Source organism: Aquimarina sp. ERC-38 (genome assembly GCF_026222555.1).
Classification (GTDB): domain Bacteria; phylum Bacteroidota; class Bacteroidia; order Flavobacteriales; family Flavobacteriaceae; genus Aquimarina.
This window is the reverse complement of the sequence record NZ_CP098511.1, coordinates 3,985,598-4,005,634: the sequence shown is the minus strand read 5'-3', so window position 1 is coordinate 4,005,634 and position 20,037 is coordinate 3,985,598. Positions and strand designations below refer to the sequence as shown.

The window sequence follows — 20,037 nt, the reverse complement described above, 5'->3', positions numbered from 1 at the left end:
TCTTACCTAAAGTTAAATTTAGCGTAAGATTCTTTATCAATCTGAAGTTCCTAATTTTATAAGGCTTCTTCTAACTTATCAAAAGGCCTTTTACCAAAGATTTTTTCCAGATTATCTTTAAAAATTACTTCTTTTTCCAATAAAACTTCCGCCAGTTCGGTTAATTTGTCTTTATGTTTTTCTAGTAAATCAATCGCCCGTTTATACTGATCTTCAATAATATTAGAGATTTCTTTATCAATCAATTCACTAGTTTGTTCACTGTAAGGCTTAGAAAAATTATATTCATTTTGCCCTGAGGAATCATAATAAGTAAGATTTCCTATTTTATCATTTAACCCATAAATAGTCACCATAGCTCTCGCTTGTTTGGTTACTTTTTCCAGGTCACTCAAAGCTCCGGTTGAAATTTCATTAAAAATTACCTTTTCTGCCGCTCGACCGCCCAATGCCGCACACATTTCATCCAGCATTTGGTTCGGTCTTACGATCAAACGTTCTTCAGGTAAATACCAGGCTGCCCCTAAAGATTGCCCTCTGGGAACAATAGTTACTTTTACCAGGGGAGCTGCATGTTCTAACATCCAACTTACCGTTGCGTGCCCTGCTTCATGAAAAGCAATGGCTCTCTTTTCAGCTGGGGTAATGATCTTATTTTTCTTCTCTAATCCACCTACAATACGATCAACAGCATCCAGAAAATCCTGTTTACCCACTGCTTTTCGCTCATTACGTGCAGCAATCAATGCCGCTTCATTACAAACATTTGCGATATCCGCACCGGAAAATCCGGGGGTTTGCTTGGCTAAAAAGTCGGTATCTAATTTAGTATCCTTTTTAAGAGGTTTTAAGTGAACTTCGAAAATCTCTTTACGTTCGCGGACATCCGGTAGATCTACGTAAATCTGTCGGTCAAAACGGCCAGCTCTCATCAATGCTTTATCCAGTACATCTGCCCGGTTAGTAGCAGCGATGACAATCACATTAGTATTAGTACCAAAGCCATCCATCTCCGTTAATAACTGGTTCAATGTATTTTCTCTTTCGTCATTAGAACCGGAAAAGTTACTTTTTCCACGAGCTCGTCCGATCGCATCAATCTCATCGATAAAAATAATAGCCGGAGATTTTTCTTTGGCTTGCTTAAATAAATCCCGAACCCTGGAAGCACCTACCCCCACAAACATTTCTACAAAATCAGAACCTGACAACGAGAAAAAAGGGACTTTTGCTTCACCTGCAACTGCTTTAGCCAACAAAGTCTTACCCGTTCCCGGAGGGCCTACTAACAATGCCCCTTTTGGGATTTTACCACCTAGTGAGGTATATTTTTCAGGATTTTTAAGAAAATCTACAATTTCCTGTACTTCTTCTTTAGCACCTTCTAATCCGGCAACATTCTCAAAAGAAACCTTTACATCCGTATTTTGATCAAATAATTTGGCTTTGGACTTTCCGATATTAAAAATCTGGCCACCAGCTCCACCACCAGCTCCGCCACTCATTCTTCGCATGATAAAAATCCACACTCCGATAATAAGGGCAAAGGGTAGTAGGGTAATTAATAGATCGCCCCATACGTTGGTTTCCGTATCGTAGCTCACTTCGGTTTGAATACCGTTTTCAGCTTTGATTCTGGCAATTTCATTTTCAAAATTCTGAAGGTCTCCGAATTCAAATTGATAATCCGGATCACTAGGTCCGGAAGGTAAAATGGATTTATTCTTTTTACGTTGGTGTTTTTCTTCCGCTTTTGCTTCCGGTTTCAGATATACCTTTGCCTCTCTTCGGTTTAATATTACCACTTTCTGGACTTCTCCGTTACTTAAGTATGAAGTAAATTCAGAAGGGCTGATTTCAGGAGCAGTTCCAATACTACTACTTCCAAAATAGTTTAAAGCCAAAAACCCCACAATGATAATCGCATAAATCCAATACGTATTAAATTTTGGTTTTTTTGACGGATCTGTCTTTTTCTTGCCTTTAGCCATTTAGTTTTTTTTAATAATTTGAATTAATTGTAGTAGTTTTTGCATCTCCCCATAATCCTTCTATATCATAGAACTCTCTAATATGTTTCTGAAAAACATGAACCACTACATGAACATAATCGATAAGTACCCATTCTGCATTTTCACTTCCTTCGACATGCCAGGGTTTATCTTTTAATGATTTACTAACAATTTTTTGAATAGAATTTACAATCGCATTAACTTGAGTGTTTGAAGTTCCATTACAGATCACAAAATAATTGCATACTGTATTATCAATATCCCTAAGGTCTAAAATACTGATATCATCTCCCTTAACTTCTTCAATCCCCCTAATAATTTCTGCAATCAATTGATCAGTGTCAATTTCTTTTTGAATCATGCACTTTTTTAATTTCCGTAAAGTTATTACTTTTTATGATTTTAACGTTTGTATTTAAATACATTTATACAACTTAACCTCTTTTTATGCGTATAATCAAAGTTGATGCCATCGAATCAACAAATTTGTTTTTAAGAAATCTTTATAGGTCACAGGTAGTTCATGAGCTTACGGGAGTATCTGCCAGACATCAAATTGCCGGAAGGGGACAAAAAGGAACTACCTGGCAGTCTGATGCCGGGAAGAATGTAACTTGCAGTATATTAGTGCCTAAACTAGAATTGCCGGTGCAAGATCAGTTTATGATTTCTATGGTAACCTCTTTACTTTTACTTGAAATTCTAGAAGCAGAACAGCTCCCGAACCTGGCAGTTAAATGGCCAAACGACATTCTGTCAGATACTTTTAAAATAGCCGGAATTTTAATTGAAAACGTAGTGATTAAAAATACAATAACGGCCACTATAATCGGTATAGGATTAAATGTAAATCAAAATACGTTTAACCATTTACCCAAAGCGAGTTCGTTACATATAATTACAGGTCAGAAATATGATCCGGAACAACTATTTTTAGCAATTGCTGATGCTTTTCAAACGAAATTCTTAGCTTACTTAAATGATTCGTTTCAACATGTTAAGAATATGTATGAAAACTATCTTTTCAAAAAAGATAAAGCTGCAACCTTTAAAAAAGAAGAAAATATTCTTTTTTCCGGAATAATTCAAGGGGTAAATAGAGCCGGACAAGTGGAAATATTAACTGAAAATGACGCTATCGAGCGTTTTGATTTAAAGGAAGTCACCTTACTTTATTAGTAATAAACCTTTTCTGTATAACTAAATATAGAAGTCTGCTTATCATTAGTAAAGGCTTTTATGGCTTTACCTATTATAATTTGCTAATATTTTCTCCCAGGGTATTGATAAAATTCTGAATAGGACTTTTGATCATCATTCCCATCATGGCATTAAATTGCCCTTCAAAATTCAATTTTGTTGTACTGGAAGTCGGACTATCTTCTTTAATATCCGCAGTGAGCGTAAACGGAAGTTTTTCGCTGGCGGCACCTAGTACGATTTTATTGGGAGCATGACTTTCTTTTTTTTCCAAAACAATTTCCGGCATGCCCTTTAACTGAAAAAGAAAACGTACGTCTGATATTTTTTCAAACTTTTGAATGCTGGAAGGCATTAGCTGTTCGAAGTTTTCTACATTATTCAAAAAGTCAAAAACTTCTTGTTGGGACTTTTGGGTTGTCGCTTGATTACTCTCTAATTGCATACGTTATATATTCCAGGTAGATGGTGCTTTACGCCATTCATCTAATAATTGTTTTTGCTCTTTAGTAATATAATTAGTTTCTTCTGTCTGTGCTAATAAATTCGTGTAATCACTAAGTGAATATAAGGAAATTTCCGCTTTGTCAAAATTTTCTTTGGAAATATCAAAACCGTAATCAAAAATAGAAACCATTCCTTTAATAACAGCTTCTGCTTTCTGTAAAGCCTCAACCGCATGTAAACTACTATTCCCTGTACTGATTAAATCTTCTATCACTACTACCGACTTATCTTTGGGTACTATTCCTTCAATTTGGTTCTTACGTCCGTGCGATTTAGCTTCCGGCCTTACGTAGATAAATGGCAAATCAAGGTAATCTGCTACTAACATCCCGATGCCAATTGCTCCGGTAGCTACCCCTGCGATAAAATCAGGTCTGCCATAAGTAACTTTAATAATCTCCGATAAGTGTTCTTTAATATAGTTTCTTACTTCCGGATAGGACAATGCAATACGATTGTCACAATAGATAGGGGATTTCCATCCTGAAGCCCAGGTAAAGGGTTCTTGCGGTTGTAATTTTATTGCCTTAATTTGCAGCAGCAATTCGGCAGTTTTTTTTGCCGTCTCTATATTAAAAATCATAGCTGCAAATGTATAAAGTTTTTGTTAATAATACGCCCATTATTCTTTCTACCAAAAAAGAAATAGAAGGCTACAAAACCTTACTTGTTAAAGAAGTTGATTTTGAAAAAATTATAAAAAAAATTGAAAAAGGTGAAGCTGCGGGGAAACTGGTAAAATATCATTTTTATCACAAAAATGAAGAAAAACTAATGGAACATTTGTACTCCAAATTACCTGTAGTTATTGCAGGGGGAGGTAAAGTGTACAATAAGGAACATGAAGTTTTATTTATCAAGCGTAATGGTAAATGGGACCTTCCTAAAGGAAAAGCTGAAAAAAAGGAAGATATTGAAACTACGGCGATACGGGAGGTAGAAGAAGAAACAGGAGTGCAAAATTTAGAAATTACCAAGTTTTTATATCATACCTATCATATTTTTAAGCGTAATGGAGAATACCGCCTTAAGGTTACTTATTGGTTTGAAATGACTACGGATTACGATAAAAAATTGATACCTCAAGAGGATGAAGGTATTACCAAGGTCAAATGGAAGAACCCTGAACAAACAAAAAAGGCCCTACAAAAGTCTTACGCCAATATTCAGGATCTTTTTTCTCAGAAATATAAGAGTTAGACCTATTTTATAATTCTATAGATAGGATATTGTAAATGCGCTTTTTCATAATAATCAGAATTTTTATGAATCCAATCCAGTTGATAGTTAGAGTTCGAATTAAAAATAGTATCTTTTTTCATATTTAAAAACCTGTCTTTTAAGTCCAAATCTTTTTTTAATAGTTCTGCTGCTTTATCCTCCCATACATAGGGAGAAAAATTTTCTTTTTGTTGTAAAATAGTATCAAAAAAATTCCAATTAAAGAAGGAGTCTATAGCCTCAGGTTCCAGGGTTTCTAATAGATACCGAATACTGTTTTGATCTGTGTATACTATAATATCCCCTTTATTAAATGCTTTTTTTAACGTTTTCCGACTTACTTTTGTATCTTCATGTAAATAATGCCCTTCATAAGCTTCTTTTCGAGTTTTGTAATCAGAAATGCGGTAAGACTCAACTTCTATCACTGTATCCTTCTTTAAAAGTTGGTACTCCACTTCATTAATTTTTAATCGTTCTAAAACGCTCCACCATCCTTGCGGAATTACATAAGCTTTAGGTACATTAATTGATAATGTGGGTTTAAAGGTATCCTGGTAGGCAACTTCTTTAGTATAGGGCAAAGACTGATCATATTGTAATCGAGGTAATGTGGTAATGGCACTAGGTATTGTTTTTCCTTCATATCCTTTAAAAGTAATTATCCTGTTCTTTGTGGAATCTACCTTCCAGTTAGTTAAATAAACTTTTTGTTTTTGATAAAACTCAAAAGCTTCTTTTCTTAAAGATCTAATTTCACTTCCTTTTTCCTCTGCGATTTCAATCATGATTTTTAGGAGTTCATAGGTACCTTCTACTCGTTGTTTATAAGGTTTTAACATGTGAGTTTCAACCATCATTCCTAAGGTATTCCAAAGACTGGTATATCCGGTAGAGTATCTGGGATAATCCATAAACTGCGCCCATCCCTTATCCGGAGTGGTACCCCAGACGTTTACGTACGGAGTAATATCCCAGTTTTTAACTTTTAATTTACGTTCGAGAGAAGGTCTAACCTCAGTATGTAGATACTTACCTAAAGCACCACCCAAGGCATTGTGTTGCGTAAATAAATGGGTTAGGGTATACTGGTAGTCAGCTCCGTTACTTACATGGTTATCAATAAAGATATCAGGTTGTACTTTGTGAAAAATTTCTGCAAACGCAAGGGCATTTCTAGTATCGTTTTTAATAAAATCCCTGTTCAGGTCATAATTGCGAGCATTTCCTCTAAAACCGTACGCTTTTGGGCCATTCTGGTTGGTACGGGTAGTAGTATTTCTGTTTAAGGCACCTCCAATATTGTATATAGGAATAGTTATCACTACGGTATTAGCCGGAATTTTAATGTTGCGTTGTACTAAATCTTTAAATAATAATTGGGTAGCATCGATTCCGTCACTTTCCCCTGGATGAATACCATTATTTATAAGTAATATGGTTTTGTCTTTTCTAATATCTTTAAAGTCGAAGGTTTTATCCGAATTGTACATAGCGATATGTAAAAGTTCACCACTATCCGTTTTCCCCATTTCCTGAAGGTCTACGAATTCGGATTGGGTAGCTAATTTTTTATAAAATGAAACGACTTCCGGGTATGTTGCTGTTTCAGTTCCGTTGCTTTTTTCAAAAACTGTTTTAAAATCATTTTGCGAAAAAGTAGCATGCAAAAAATTAAATAGGAATAAGTAAAGTAAGATGCTTTTATTCATGTGAAAACCTTTTTTGCTACCAAAGATACTTATTTACAGAGGTACGACAAATTTCCTTATTCAGCTGTAAATGCATTTGCTATCTCCTTCAGAATAGAAGGTTAACAAAGGATTCTGCTGAAGCTAAAACATTTCTCTTTGATACTTAAAGGAAAGGTACGGGAAGAAAAATAAAGTTTAGCGTATGCCAAGTTTTCTAAAAACTAATACGTAATAAAAGATTAGGGGTAAAACCAACAGAAATACGATCTATAGTCTTTAGTACCGGGCGTGTAGCTTCAGACCCTCCCTGGGATTCGTTTGTCTCAATAGTTCTAAAATCTCGAGAAAGTATATTTCTTTCATTTGTGATATTTTGAAGAGTAAACCCTAATTGTGATTTAATGTTTTGTGTTTTATCCCAATAGAAGGTATAGTTGGCTGTAAAGTCCAAACGATGATAATCCGGTAATCGGTTACCATTAAATTCTTCAAAAACAATAAAATTACTTTGCGGATTATCTAGGTCTAATGATTTTTCCGTATAAGGAATTCCGCTTCGATATCGATAACCCAGTGAGAAGGAAAGATTGTCAAATGTTAATGAATGTGCCCAAACCAGGCTATGAGGAATATTAAAAGATCCCTGAAAAGGGATATTGTTATTTATTTCTTCAAATTGATAAGTGCTTTCTGAATAGGAATAGCTCAACCAGGTGTTGTAGTTATTCCATTTTTTTTTGAGAAGCAGATCCATTCCTTTGATGCTATTAGTTCCGGAAACATTTCTGGGTTCGAAGATGTTATCAGTCAGTAAAATCCCAATACCTTCTAATTTTTTAGTATAAAATTCTATATCTACCGTCCAATTGTTTTTCTTAAAATCCATTCCTACAACGGTTTGGTTATTTCTTATGACCGGAATATCTTCTTGCGTAGATACTACCCATAAGCGGTTGAATAAGTTCCCTAATCCGTCATTTCTCAAATCTGTGATTTGGCTTATGGATTGATGTTTTACCTCATGTGATGTTTTTATCCATAAACCGGGATATAATTTATAATTTAAAAATGCACGAGGTTCCCAATAAGCTCTATGAAACCGGTTAAAATATTGACGTCTGCCTCCCAGGTTGAGATGTAGTCTTTTATTCCTAAATTTAAAGTCCGAAGAAAATGATTGTGAAGTCTCGCTTCCTGCAAAAGATTCTCTGAATGTTCTTAAATTTAATCCGTAACTATCGGCACTGTACCCTAACTCAGACCTTGTTCTCTGGTATCCAATCTGTAGTAAACCATTTTTAAAAATTTCTTTTTCTCCATGATAAACGATGCCGGTTTCTCTGACAAAATTTTCTTTCTGGAAGGTAACCTCAAGAAGAGTAGGGGGTTGCGCTGTAACATCAAACTCATTAAGTCCATTAAACCTTTTATCAAGTGCAGTCGTACTCAGTTGAAATTTATGTAAACCCAGTACCTTATTTTTATAAGAAATACTTTCATATAAGGTTTGACTTTTAACGTTCAGGTTGTCGTTTGTAGCACTTTCAAAAAACGGATTTAGGCCTTTAAACGACAATCTATTTTGATTTTGCAAAAAACCAAAATTAAACTGTAAAGATGAATAAGGTTTAAATATTAATTTGGCGTAATAATCTTCGTAAGCAAATTGAAGGTCTGATGAAGTGAGGTTTCTATCAAATTCATCAAAAGAACTGGAGATATTGGTATTTTGAAAAGCAACTTCTGCAAATTTTTCATAAGTAATGGTTCTGGCAAAATCAGTAATTCCCCTTCTCACCGAAGCAAATAAAGCCATTTTATCCTTAAATATGGGAATTTTAGCATCGATGGTCGCATGGGTTAAGGTAGTGCTGATACCTGTTGTTATTTTTTTTGGTAACTCATTATCTACACCTATAGAAATAACTCCTCCTGCATGTCCGCCGTACCTAGCTTTTGTAGCTGATCTGTATAATTGTATGTTGTCAATTACATAAGGATTAAAAGCAGATAATAATCCGAAAAAATGAGCATCTTGATATACTTTAACGCCATCATAAAGAATTAAGTTCTGATCGGGCGTGCTTCCTCTAATATGCAATCCGGTTACAGTTTCATCCGGACTCTGTAGCCCTGGAATGAATTGTAGGGTCTGGATGGCATCCGGTTCAATAATACCTGGTAAAATTCCGGTTTTTCTCATATTTACCGTAATACTACCATTTTCATTTTTGGTTAGCCCGGGAACGATATAATTTTTAATCACTACTTCGTCCATTTGTATGACTTCATTTTGTAAAACTATAGTACTAGGAGAAGCGTTAAATGAAGATACCGGTAGAAATTGCGTTGTATAGCCAGTTAAACTTATGGCTACAAATGCATTCTTATTGGATACTTCTATACAAAAATTTCCTTCTTGATCTGTTTTTGTATACTGATTACCAACACTTACAGTTGCCTTAGAAATACTACTGAAGTTTGTATCCACAACCTTACCACAAATAGGATTTATTCCTTTACCAATGGGTTTAAAAACTATATAGTTGAATGCATCGACCTTTTCAAATTGTAACCCTGTTTGAGTTTTAAGTTGGTTGACTACTTCCTTTAGCGTGTTTGATTCATTATTAATATTTACTGTAATATTTTCAATTTCAGAAGAATTGTATGAGAAAGTAATATTGTGTAATTCAGATAGATTTTTAAGTATTTGTTTTAATTCATATTGCTGTTGGGCAGATAGTGATTGTACTAAAAATAAAAGAATTAGTAACCAAAATTTGTGCATTCTATAAAGGGGTTATGATAATATTGTCTTTTGATAATGTATAAGTAAGATGCATAGGTTTACAAATAATATTTAATGCCTTATAGAGATCGTCCGTAACTAATTGCCCGGTAAATTCGAGTGCTAAATCGGTTGTGGTAGGTTTTAAATTAGTTATATGATAAATATTTTGTAAATCCCTAAATACTACAGATAAAGGTATTTTATCATAGGTGTAGTTTTTACTTTTCCAATTAGGATAAGTATGTTCTACACTTAAATTATGTTGATTACCATATTTATAATAAAAACCTTTTCCGCTACTTAATAAAAGGGTAGTAGTATCTTTTTTAACCTGTACTTTTCCTTCGTAACATTCGACTGCATAAAAATCAGGTAAGGTTTTTACATTAAACTGCGTACCTACTACACTCACCCTTCCTTCATTACTCATTACAGTAAATGTTGATCCTTTTTTAACTTTAAAAAAACCTTCACCCTCTAAAAAAAGTGTCCTTTTATTATTTTCCCAGTCTTTCTTTTTATAAGTAAGTAATGATTTTCCGTTTAATTCTGCAACAGAACCATCCGGCAACGTTACTGTTCTTAATTCTCCTATATGAGTAGTAATCGTGGTCTTTAAAGAACTGAAATAACTAATTCCTGCTATAGTACAGAGTAGGGCAATGGAAGCAGCAATACCTATTTTATAATAAAGCGATAGTACTTTTGGCTTTTTATTATAAATAGATTTTTGAATTTCTAATTTAACATTGTTCATGTTAAAAACAGGACTTTTAAACTCCGTACTTTTTTGAGCAATTTTAGATAATAATTCAAAATCATCAGATTTTTGGAATTCCTTCAACTCTTTATCCGTTAAATTACCACTTAGCCATCTTCCTAAAAAAGTATCGTCGTCTTTATAATTTATCATAATATTTTCCTTTTGTGAATGCTTTAAGAGCTAGGTAGCTACATCAACATTAAATAACACGAATCTTGGCATTAAAATGTCTCGTTTTAGCTATTGCTATGCTTGCGTTTTTTGCCTCCATCTTCAATTTTTTCTTTACAAGTCTTTTATGCCGTTTTATATTCATTAAGCTATAATTTCCTTCCTAACTCATCCTTTAAAGTTAACAAAGCACCGTGCATACGTTTTTCTACTGCTTTAATAGAAATTGCCAGTATTTCTGCTATCTCCCTATATTTTTTCTTTTCAATTCTATTTAATAGAAAAACTTCCCTTTGAGCAATGGTAAGTTTTGAAATCGCATTTTCCAGTTTTACCATAAATTCTTTTTCTTCTAATACAAATTCCGGACTTTCCGAATTAAATGCATTCTGATTCAATCCGTTTTTATAAGTAAGGGTTACTTTATGATGTTTTTCCTCAGTTAAAAATTGATTGTTAGCAACCGTGTATAAGTACGACTTAGACTTTTCAAAAAATACTTTTTTACAATTCTTCCATAGCTTGATATAGGCTTCCTGGACTAAATCGGAAGCTCGATCACTGTCCCCGCATTTAAAATATAAAAAACTATACAAGGACTTACTATAAGCTTCATAAATAGTTTCAAAATTTTTCTTTTCACAAACCGAAGGTATATTACTCATTTTTATTGCGGGGTTGTTAAATTTTTGAATCTTATAAAGGTTTACTTACTAACTATAACTATCTCAACTTAAAATACCCTACCTATCTCTTCACTTTTTTTGTTTTCAATGATATTTATTAGTAATAGGTATTTTATTTTGTATTGTTGCTTGCATATAATTTTATACCACTTACCTTTATATTACAATTATATTCTATTTTATAGCATAACCAAGAATTTTCTATTGAAATTTTTTTATGTTTATATTAAGCTGTTTTTCAACATATTAATAAATTTATTTTTTGAAATTATAAAAGGTCGGGTAGGGTAAGTGTCACTGAGTTAGTTTCAGTAGTATAATCCGAAATTTAAAAACATGGAACTTAAAAACATTGTATTAAAAATATTAGTAAGTATTTTTTTATTTACTTCTTGTGAAACTCCGGAGGAAGATATAGAAACAATAGGAAGAGAAGACATCACAAATCAGGAATTTTTGCAAATAGAAGAAAAACAGCAGTTTATCAATGCTTTAACGGATAGTTCTATAACAAATTATTGGGCATTAACAAAACTTCAAAAGGGAGCAGATGATTTTGCAGAAAGATTTGAAGGAGTAAGATTTGTATTTAGCAACCCTACTATTCCCACTGGTGAAGTTCTTGAAGACGAGATAGAAGGAGCTGTTTTTGAGCCAGGCAACCTATCGCTGGATAATAGCGACAATACTATAGCACCTACAAGTTTGTTCAAGTCTGAACTCAATAATGATGCTTTATTACCTTTTGTTCTGCTTGTAGGATCCGAAGAAGTAGCGGACGATATTATCGATAAAGAGAAATACGATATATTACAATCCTTAAATCCAATAGATAATGAAGGAATAGGATTTAAAATCTTAAAAGACTTTACCAGTTCTAAAGTAGTTTTAACCCGTATAATTGACGGAGAAGAGAGAACTTTAATTTTTGAAAAAAGAATGGCACCTGCTATTACTGAATTTTTACAAATAGAAGAAATACAGCAGTTTATTAATACTTTAACGGATAGTACTATATCAGATTTTTGGACATTAACAAAACTTCAAAAGGGAGCAGATGATTTTGCAGATAGATTTGAAGGAGTAAGATTTGTATTTAGCAACCCTACTATTCCCACTGGTGAAGTTCTTGAAGACGAGATAGAAGGGGCTGTTTTTGAGCCAGGTAACCTATCGTTGGATAATAGCGACAATACTATAGCACCTACAAGTTTGTTCAAGTCTGAACTCAATAATGATGCTTTATTACCTTTTGTTCTGCTTGTAGGATCCGAAGAAGTAGCGGACAATATTATCGATAAAGAAAAATACGATATATTACAATCCTTAAATCCAATAGATAATGAAGGTATAGGGTTTAAAATTCTAAAAGACTTTACCAGTTCTAAAGTAGTTTTAACCCGTATAATTGACGGAGAAGAGAGAACTTTAATTTTTGAAAAGGGATAAATACCAATAGGTTAAACCTGTAGTTGATTTACTACTACAGGTTTACCTGTATTTATAGAGTAGTACTTTATTTAAAAGGATTGAAATATCATTTTGAGAAGTATGTAAATAATGAACCCAGGGCCATGCCCCCGGGTTTTTTGTTTACACACATTATAAGGTAATCCTTCAATCTACTTACAATAATCACTATTTACATTATATAGAAGATTTAAACTATAAAATTATAAACTCAATGAACTTTTAAATTGTATATATCTATCTTTTTTTATTAATAATCGTTTAACTTTCTACTAAAAGCTTTAATCAATATGGGGAATATTTAAATTTTCAAAATGTTTCTTTAGAAACCATGAATAGTCCTACAGCAATAATTTCCCTTGTTTTGAAAATTATAATCTCAGTTTCTTATATAAAAGAGAGAATTTTCCAAAACAATTTTACTGATATAATTATCAGATAAACAAACTTTTACAAAACGATTTATTAATTTTTACACGTACTTACCATGAAAAACTCTAATTTAAATTTTTTAATCTTCTTATTTTGTATTACCGTTTTTATTTCTTGTGAGAAAGAAGAAAACGATATTATTATCAATCCTAAAGAGGCTATTACCGTACAGGATGGAGAGTTGCATTTTTCTTCTATAGAAGCCTATGAAAACATGATTGAACATAATCTGTTAACCAAAGAAAATTTGGAAAATAGCTTAGGAGATTCTTACCAAAAGTTTACAAGTCTAGATAACAAACTTAAGAGGGTAACTAAGAATAAGGAAGAAAAACACAGTTTATACGGATTCGATAGTGATCAAGAATCTCCGATTTTTAATATTTTAAATCAAAACGACATGATTACTATTGGAGAATGGACTTTTATGATTGATTTTGCTAATGAAGTAGTCGGAGTGATTGATGCTAGAAAAACTTTTCTAAAATCAGCTTTAAAAAATAAGGATTATAATAGTGATAGCGTATTATGGTTCAGTACAGAAGACGATGTGTTACTACTATTAGAAGCAGGAAATAGGGGTACCTTAACTTCTGTAGGCGTAAAGAAAAAGGTTGCTAACCATAAAGCAGCACTTGAAGAAAATATGACAAAGATGTCCGCAATCTGTAATTTGAATACAGACATAGATAGTAGTACAAATGCTTTAAAAGATAAAAAAACTGTTTTTTCTGAAGCTCAATGTGGTTCGGGAACAGTTACAACTGTACAAATACCAATTTTTGATCAGGATGGTAACATTACAGGTTATCGAACTGAGACTATCGTAGATTGCAAAAGATGGTTGGCAGACGCTAAACATGTCTATCAAAAAGCAGGAATATACTTTTCTTTACAATCAAAAATTAAATATAGAGGAAATGTTAGCTGTTTTAGTAATGCTCCTAGTGCAATAAATACACAATTAACTGCTAGAGTTAATTACACTTATAAGAGAAGAAAAAGATTTAGGAGAAAAAAAGAAGAGAAAAGTGGTAGTAAAAGTGATGCAAGTTTTAACAATGAACTTAGTATTCGCTCATATGAGGGGTCACGGTCTCTTAAAACATATACATTAAATACCACTTTTACCTATGAGAGAAAAGATAATTGTAGCGATTTCTGTACGGTTTCTAATAATGTAGTAACCATTGTTATGCCGGAGATCGCAGACTAATATTTTTGTTTTTAAGTAGTTACTAATTTGTGTGTAGTTGAAACAGGATATTGAATATCTAATATCCTGTTTTTTAATGGAGTAAGGTAATCAATTTTTCTTTTCTATCTTTAGATATAGAAGCGGTCAAATCATTTTCTAAAATTAGGTACCCTCCATCTTTCTTCACAAATTGTTTAATAAATTTTAAATTAATAATAAAAGAACGGTGAGATCGAAAGAAAGTAGTATGCTTTTTTAAAATTTGGTCAAAATATTTTAAGGGTTTACTAATCAAAAAAAATTCTTTACTTATGGTAAACACCTTAGTATACATACCATCAGCTTTACAACAAACGATTTCATCTATAGCGAGAAATTGAATTCCGTCACTTATAGGTAGAGCAATTCTAGAAGTATTTGCACTTTTAAGGGAATCAGACAAAATGTGCAATCGATGATGTAGTGAATTATTCTTTGTTTTTTTTTCAAAACGTGCTACAACATCCTGAATTTGTTTGGGCCGTATAGGTTTTAATATGTAATCCATAGCAGAGCACTGAAATGCTTTTATCGCATATTCACTGTAGGCTGTGGTAAATATGATCTCGAAGTGAAAGGCTTCTTTATCTACAAATTCCAAAATATCTAATCCTGAATATTCGGGCATTTCAATATCTAAAAATACCAAGTCGGGATGATGCTTTTTAATCAAACTAGCACCCGACGGTAAATCTTTAGCTTCTTGAATAGTTGTAATTTGCGGACAATATTCTTCTAGTATAATTCGTAATAATTGTCGTGCTTTATTTTCATCGTCAATAATTAAAACTTTCATAACTAATTTTTTGTATATGGTATTTTTAAGATAACTCTAGTTCCCAGCACCTGACCATTACTCAGTATATCGTTTATTTTTACACCAATTTGCTGGTCATTCGTACGGTTTAAAAGGGCTAATCGTGTTTTACCTGCATTGGATGCAAAAGATTTGTAATGTTTTGGGCGGTTTTGATTGATCTTTTTGGACTTAATTCTTCCTATTCCGTTATCTTCAATAGTACAATGGATTAGCTTTTCCTGATCTATCGGTGAAGAAAAAATAATTTTTAAACTACGGTTGGTTTTTTTGTGTAGCAATCCATGTTTAATAGCATTTTCTACATAGGGTTGAATTAATAAAGATGGAATTTTAATGGAATACGTAGATAAATTCAAGGCTTGACAATCTATCTTAAATTGCAAGGAATCTTCAAATCTATTTTTCTCCAGTTCTAAATATAAGGTTAAAGCTTTAATTTCTTCGGCCAGAGTTATTTCATTTAACTGGCTATGATTAAGATATATTCGCATAAGGTCAGCAAATTTCCCTAGATAGTCAGAGGCAAGGCCTTTTTGATTTGTAATAATATATTCTTGAATTGAATTAAGGGCATTAAATATAAAATGAGGGTTCATCTGTGCCCTAAGTGCCACGAGCTTTGAATTGATAAGATCTATCTCCATACTTTTTTTTTGTCTAACTAATTCATTCTGTTTTTGAACTTGTTGTAACCTAAGGCTAAAGACTAAGATTATAATACTTAATAATATAAAGGATATAAGCATGTAGAACCACCAGGTATACCAGAAAGGAGGAATGACCTCTAAAGGAAATACGGCTATAGTAGTACTTTCAACTTTATCTTCGTTGATAGATTTGACTTCAAATGTGTAACTGCCTCCCGGTATTGATGAATATCGGGCCTGATTTGTATGTGTAGTTTTCCATTGCTCTTCTAAACCCCTTAAGCGATACTTATAAGCTTTTGTAGTAGGGGGTAGGTTAAAGGCATTAGCGTTAAAATAAAAAGTAACATCCTGGTTATAATACATCGCTAGATTTTCAGCCATATTTGTGACAAGATCATTAATCCTAATTTCTGAAATATAGATATCCGGTGCTTTTGCGTTGTAATACTCCTTATCCTTATAAAAACTGAACAACCCTTTTTGAGTAGCAATATATACCTTATCTTCTAGCAGTTCTATATCTGATATTCTAGATACTGGCAAACCATCGTTTTTATCAATAGTTATAATATTATAAACCTTCTTATTGGTTCTCTTTAAACATTGTACTCCCTTGTTTGTAACTACCCATATATGATTATGATCAGCCTTTAATTTTATAATTTCGTTAGAAAGTAATCCGGAACTTTTAGTATATCGTTCTGTGATCACATCACCTGTAAAACCTAATAATCCAAAATTAAAAGAAGAAACCCAAACAGTTCCATCTGTAGTCTCTGTTATATCTGTAGAAAAAATAGGATTTCCTCGGAATCGTACCGGATAACTATCAATAGTATCTTTATAGATATATAGGTCGTCAACATATCCAATGTAGGATATGCCCGTTCTAGAATTGTGATGGGTAGTATAGGATCTTTTAGGCCTTAATTCTTTAATAGTTTCCTTTTTGTTGACTTTTTTATCTCCTACGTAGTTAAGTTTTTTATACAGGGTATTTTGAAAGAAGTTATGCATAATACCCGAAGTATAGATTGATGAATATAAAATAGAATTATTAGGTAAATAGCAAAAATCTTTCCATTGAAGGCCATTAAAATTGGTAACATTATGTTGATCCCATCGTACTACATTAGTTCCAACCATAATAGCTGCATTTTCTTGATAAGAAAATTGTAATGAAGTTAACGGCATGGTTTCTAATCTCATTCTAGGATTGTATTGAAGGTAGCATTGGTTATCTTTTTTAGACAATTTTCCTAATACTTTATTAGTTGAGGCATAGTATAAATCTTTACGAATGGTATCGGCAGCTATTGTTCTAATACTATTCAACCCAATAGTAGAATTTTTTATATTATAACTAATCATTTCCAGATCAGGAACGACTAACATTCCGCTTTGTACGGTAGAAAACCAATACCGATCCTGTTGATCCTGCAAAACACGACTTATAAATTTATTGGGGAAATAAGTTTTAATTTCGGTCATTGTATGATCCACAAGTTTAAAACGTATGACTCCTGCTGTCCCACAAAGCCAGTAGTAGTTTTGATGATCGTTATAGATATAAACGGTTCTGGAGTTTTCAATAGACTTAGGAACATTTTTGATGGCAATTAATTGTTTAGAACTTGGTTCCCAAAACGTTAAATTAGTGCGAAATAGGTTGTTATTGGTATTAAAAAAGATACCGTTTGATGTATTGTAAATATTGGCAATATTTTGTTGGTCGTAAAGAGATTGACTATCATTATTAGTATGATATCTAACAATATCCTTATCTATGCCACTTTCAATATACCAAACATTTGAATCTACAATTCTGGTTGCACCGGTCTTACATTTTACACTATTGCAATTTTTGGACTTTAAAATGCTAAGATGCTTGGTACTTTGATTAATTTTTATAAGCCCGTTGTCTGATGTTACAAACACATGGTCTTTTAAAACTTTAAAATCTTGTAGTTGTTGAGAACCCGTATACTTATTAACATTAATAAAAGTTCGTAGCGAATCGCCCTCTACGTAAAATAATTGTCCATATAGGTTATTACACCAGATTTTGCCATTGCTATCTTCCTGAAGTCCAAATACAGATAATCCTGTCTTGCTTTTATTAGTATAGTTTTTAAACTCATTACCATCATACCGATATAAACCGTTATTTGCAGCAAGCCAAATAAATCCTTTTTGATCGATAATCATATCATAGAGTTCATAGTCCGGTAAGCCGTCTTTATCTGTAAATTGATAATATACAGGATGTTGAGCAGTAACTTTAAATCCAATTATTACGGATAACAGAAGTAACCTAAAAATATTCAATCTAAAATTATTTATAACTAATGATCTCCCTAAAGATACTATTAATAGGGAAAAATCACTTATACTTCTCAAATAATAAAGTCTAAATAATCGGCTTCTTACAGGAAGAAGTTTTCTACGTTATTCGTATATCATTTCACTTATGTCATAAAATAGCTTCTAAACTAAAGTTGATAACTAGTAAAATTCCCTTAATAATTACAAATCAATGTGACAAAAACTGAAAATTAGACTTCTTAACTAATTTATTCCCTAACCTTGCCAGTGAAACCATTAATTCACCGCCTCAAACAACACACTCTCATAAATAAGCGTATTTTTGCAGCTTAAATTTAAAAAAATGACAGAGTTTGTACGCAAACGAGTGGCTAATGCAAAAAATGATATCTTATCCGGCTTAACGGTAGCTTTGGCTTTGGTGCCCGAAGCCGTTGCTTTTGCTTTTGTAGCAGGAGTAGATCCCCTGGTAGGTCTATACGCCGCGTTTATGATCGGTTTAATTACCTCTATCTTTGGCGGTAGACCGGGAATGATCTCCGGAGCTACCGGGGCTTTAGCGGTTGTTATGGTATCTCTGGTAGCTGAAGGTAATGCTTTGGGTGCTCCCGGTGAACAACTGGGTTTATACTACCTATTTGCAACGGTCATTTTAATGGGAGGAATTCAAATGTTGGCCGGAGTTTTTAAGCTAGGTAAATTTGTACGTTTGATACCACATCCGGTAATGATGGGCTTTGTCAACGGATTGGCTATTGTGATCTTCCTTTCACAATTAGGGATGTTTAAAGAATTTAAAAATGGCACTAAAGAATTTATGCAAGGTGCTGACTTATTTTTAATGATTGGTTTAGTGGGCTTAACCATGTTAATCATGTGGGGATTACCTAAATTAAAAGCTACCGCAAAATTACCCGAAGCCCTTATTGCTATTCTTGTCGTTTCTTCTATAGTTATTTTAGCCAACCTGGATGTTGCTACTGTAGGAAGTTTTATTAAAGACGGAGGGGGAGAAGGTTTAAAAGGCGGACTTCCCAAATTTCAAACTGCCATTTTTGATAAAATTCCTTTCACCTGGGAAACCTTACGATTTATTGGACCATACGCAATTATTTTAGCTGCCATCGGACTGATAGAATCCTTAATGACTTTAAATTTAATAGATGAACTAACAGAAACCCGTGGAAATTCGAACCGGGAATGCCTGGCGCAGGGTGGAGCTAATATTATTACCGGACTTTTTGGAGGTATGGGTGGTTGTGCGATGATCGGACAATCCATAATTAATATTAAAAGTGGTGGTCGTACTCGATTATCCGGGATTGTAGCTGCGGTGACCTTGCTGATGTTTATACTGTTTGCCTCCGGGTTAATTGAACAGGTACCTATTGCCGCCTTAGTTGGGGTGATGTTTATGGTAGTCATTGGTACCTTTGCCTGGTCTAGTTTTAGGATTTTAAATAAAATTCCACTTACTGATGCCATCGTACTCATATCCGTATCCCTACTTACCGTATTTTTTGACCTGGCAGTTGCGGTAATTGCCGGGGTTATTATGTCTGCCCTTGCTTTCTCCTGGGAAAATGCAAAACGAATACGAGCCCGAAAACATGTAAAAGATAACGGAACTAAAGTATACGAAATTTGGGGTCCGCTTTTTTTCGGTAGTATCCAGGCTTTTAACAGTAAGTTTGATGTCGTGAATGATCCGGAAAACGTAGAAATAGATTTTATGGAATCCAGGGTTAGTGATCACTCCGCTTTAGAAGCTATTTTTAATCTGGTAGGTAAGTATGAAGAAGCTGGTAAAAAAGTTCGGGTAAAACATTTAAGTGAAGAATGTCAGGAACTTATGATCAAAGCCTCCCCCCGGTTAGAAAGCGTAATACAACATGATGTAGATGATCCCCGTTACCATGTAATGGCTGAAGTTTTAAAATAAAACAAACCTATTAATAAGTGCTATTTGTTAGTGAATATGTACACTTAAAATTTGCTCCCTCCCTTTGAATGGGGGATTGGAGATGGGATGTTTACTCCAAGTTGACTAAACAA

General features: G+C 33.3%; 15 protein-coding genes. 5 read left to right on the top strand and 10 right to left on the bottom strand.

The window, feature by feature from the left end; genetic code table 11:
* Window positions 1-56: 56 nt before the first annotated feature.
* On the bottom strand, window positions 57-1,991 hold the full coding sequence (ftsH, locus tag NBT05_RS16670) for an ATP-dependent zinc metalloprotease FtsH (protein ID WP_265771035.1): 1,935 nt from the start codon (window positions 1,989-1,991) through the stop codon (window positions 57-59).
* Window positions 1,992-2,001: 10 nt separating this feature from the next.
* Window positions 2,002-2,373 (bottom strand): ribosome silencing factor, encoded by a 372-nt coding sequence (rsfS, locus tag NBT05_RS16665; RefSeq protein ID WP_265771034.1) that lies wholly within the window; start codon window positions 2,371-2,373, stop codon window positions 2,002-2,004.
* Between the two features lie 86 nt (window positions 2,374-2,459).
* Between rsfS and NBT05_RS16660 the strand changes: the two genes are divergently transcribed.
* Window positions 2,460-3,191, top strand: a complete 732-nt coding sequence (locus tag NBT05_RS16660) for a biotin--[acetyl-CoA-carboxylase] ligase (RefSeq protein WP_265771033.1) — start codon at window positions 2,460-2,462, stop codon at window positions 3,189-3,191.
* Between the two features lie 73 nt (window positions 3,192-3,264).
* Here NBT05_RS16660 and NBT05_RS16655 read toward each other — a convergent pair whose 3' ends face one another.
* Both NBT05_RS16655 and pyrE read right to left on the bottom strand, forming a co-directional pair.
* Complete coding sequence (locus NBT05_RS16655) at window positions 3,265-3,657, bottom strand: SRPBCC family protein (protein WP_265771032.1); 393 nt, start codon at window positions 3,655-3,657, stop codon at window positions 3,265-3,267.
* 3 nt (window positions 3,658-3,660) lie between these two features.
* The gene (gene pyrE, locus NBT05_RS16650; protein ID WP_265771030.1) at window positions 3,661-4,302 is read right to left on the bottom strand and encodes an orotate phosphoribosyltransferase; all 642 of its coding nucleotides are present in this window, start codon (window positions 4,300-4,302) and stop codon (window positions 3,661-3,663) included.
* An 8-nt stretch (window positions 4,303-4,310) separates the two neighbouring features.
* On the opposite strand from pyrE, the gene NBT05_RS16645 reads away from it, so the two are divergent.
* The gene (locus NBT05_RS16645; protein ID WP_265771028.1) at window positions 4,311-4,919 is read left to right on the top strand and encodes an NUDIX hydrolase; all 609 of its coding nucleotides are present in this window, start codon (window positions 4,311-4,313) and stop codon (window positions 4,917-4,919) included.
* Between the two features lie 2 nt (window positions 4,920-4,921).
* Here NBT05_RS16645 and NBT05_RS16640 read toward each other — a convergent pair whose 3' ends face one another.
* From NBT05_RS16640 to NBT05_RS16625, 4 genes are all read right to left on the bottom strand, one after another.
* Window positions 4,922-6,652, bottom strand: coding sequence for a M14 family metallopeptidase (locus tag NBT05_RS16640; RefSeq protein ID WP_265771027.1), 1,731 nt, complete (start codon window positions 6,650-6,652; stop codon window positions 4,922-4,924).
* Window positions 6,653-6,848: 196 nt separating this feature from the next.
* Window positions 6,849-9,425, bottom strand: coding sequence for a TonB-dependent receptor (locus NBT05_RS16635; protein WP_265771026.1), 2,577 nt, complete (start codon window positions 9,423-9,425; stop codon window positions 6,849-6,851).
* Between the two features lies 1 nt (window position 9,426).
* Window positions 9,427-10,341: a FecR family protein gene (locus tag NBT05_RS16630; RefSeq protein ID WP_265771025.1), complete on the bottom strand. Its 915-nt coding sequence runs from the start codon at window positions 10,339-10,341 to the stop codon at window positions 9,427-9,429.
* A gap of 170 nt (window positions 10,342-10,511) precedes the next feature.
* The gene (locus NBT05_RS16625) at window positions 10,512-11,027 is read right to left on the bottom strand and encodes an RNA polymerase sigma factor (protein WP_265771024.1); all 516 of its coding nucleotides are present in this window, start codon (window positions 11,025-11,027) and stop codon (window positions 10,512-10,514) included.
* Between the two features lie 357 nt (window positions 11,028-11,384).
* Here NBT05_RS16625 and NBT05_RS16620 point away from each other — a divergent pair, with 357 nt between their 5' ends.
* Together NBT05_RS16620 and NBT05_RS16615 are read left to right on the top strand one after the other, a co-directional pair.
* Window positions 11,385-12,497, top strand: coding sequence for a hypothetical protein (locus tag NBT05_RS16620; RefSeq protein WP_265771023.1), 1,113 nt, complete (start codon window positions 11,385-11,387; stop codon window positions 12,495-12,497).
* 508 nt (window positions 12,498-13,005) lie between these two features.
* Window positions 13,006-14,166 carry a hypothetical protein gene (locus NBT05_RS16615; RefSeq protein ID WP_265771022.1) on the top strand — a complete coding sequence of 387 codons (1,161 nt, stop codon included), beginning with the start codon at window positions 13,006-13,008 and terminating at the stop codon, window positions 14,164-14,166.
* Window positions 14,167-14,239: 73 nt separating this feature from the next.
* On the opposite strand, the gene NBT05_RS16610 is transcribed toward NBT05_RS16615, so the two are convergent.
* Window positions 14,240-14,983 (bottom strand): LytR/AlgR family response regulator transcription factor, encoded by a 744-nt coding sequence (locus NBT05_RS16610; protein WP_265771021.1) that lies wholly within the window; start codon window positions 14,981-14,983, stop codon window positions 14,240-14,242.
* Between the two features lie 2 nt (window positions 14,984-14,985).
* The gene (locus NBT05_RS16605; RefSeq protein ID WP_265771020.1) at window positions 14,986-17,985 is read right to left on the bottom strand and encodes a histidine kinase; all 3,000 of its coding nucleotides are present in this window, start codon (window positions 17,983-17,985) and stop codon (window positions 14,986-14,988) included.
* A gap of 340 nt (window positions 17,986-18,325) precedes the next feature.
* Here NBT05_RS16605 and NBT05_RS16600 point away from each other — a divergent pair, with 340 nt between their 5' ends.
* A complete protein-coding gene (locus NBT05_RS16600) occupies window positions 18,326-19,924 on the top strand; it encodes a SulP family inorganic anion transporter (protein ID WP_265771018.1) in 1,599 nt (532 codons plus the stop codon).
* Window positions 19,925-20,037: the final 113 nt, after the last annotated feature.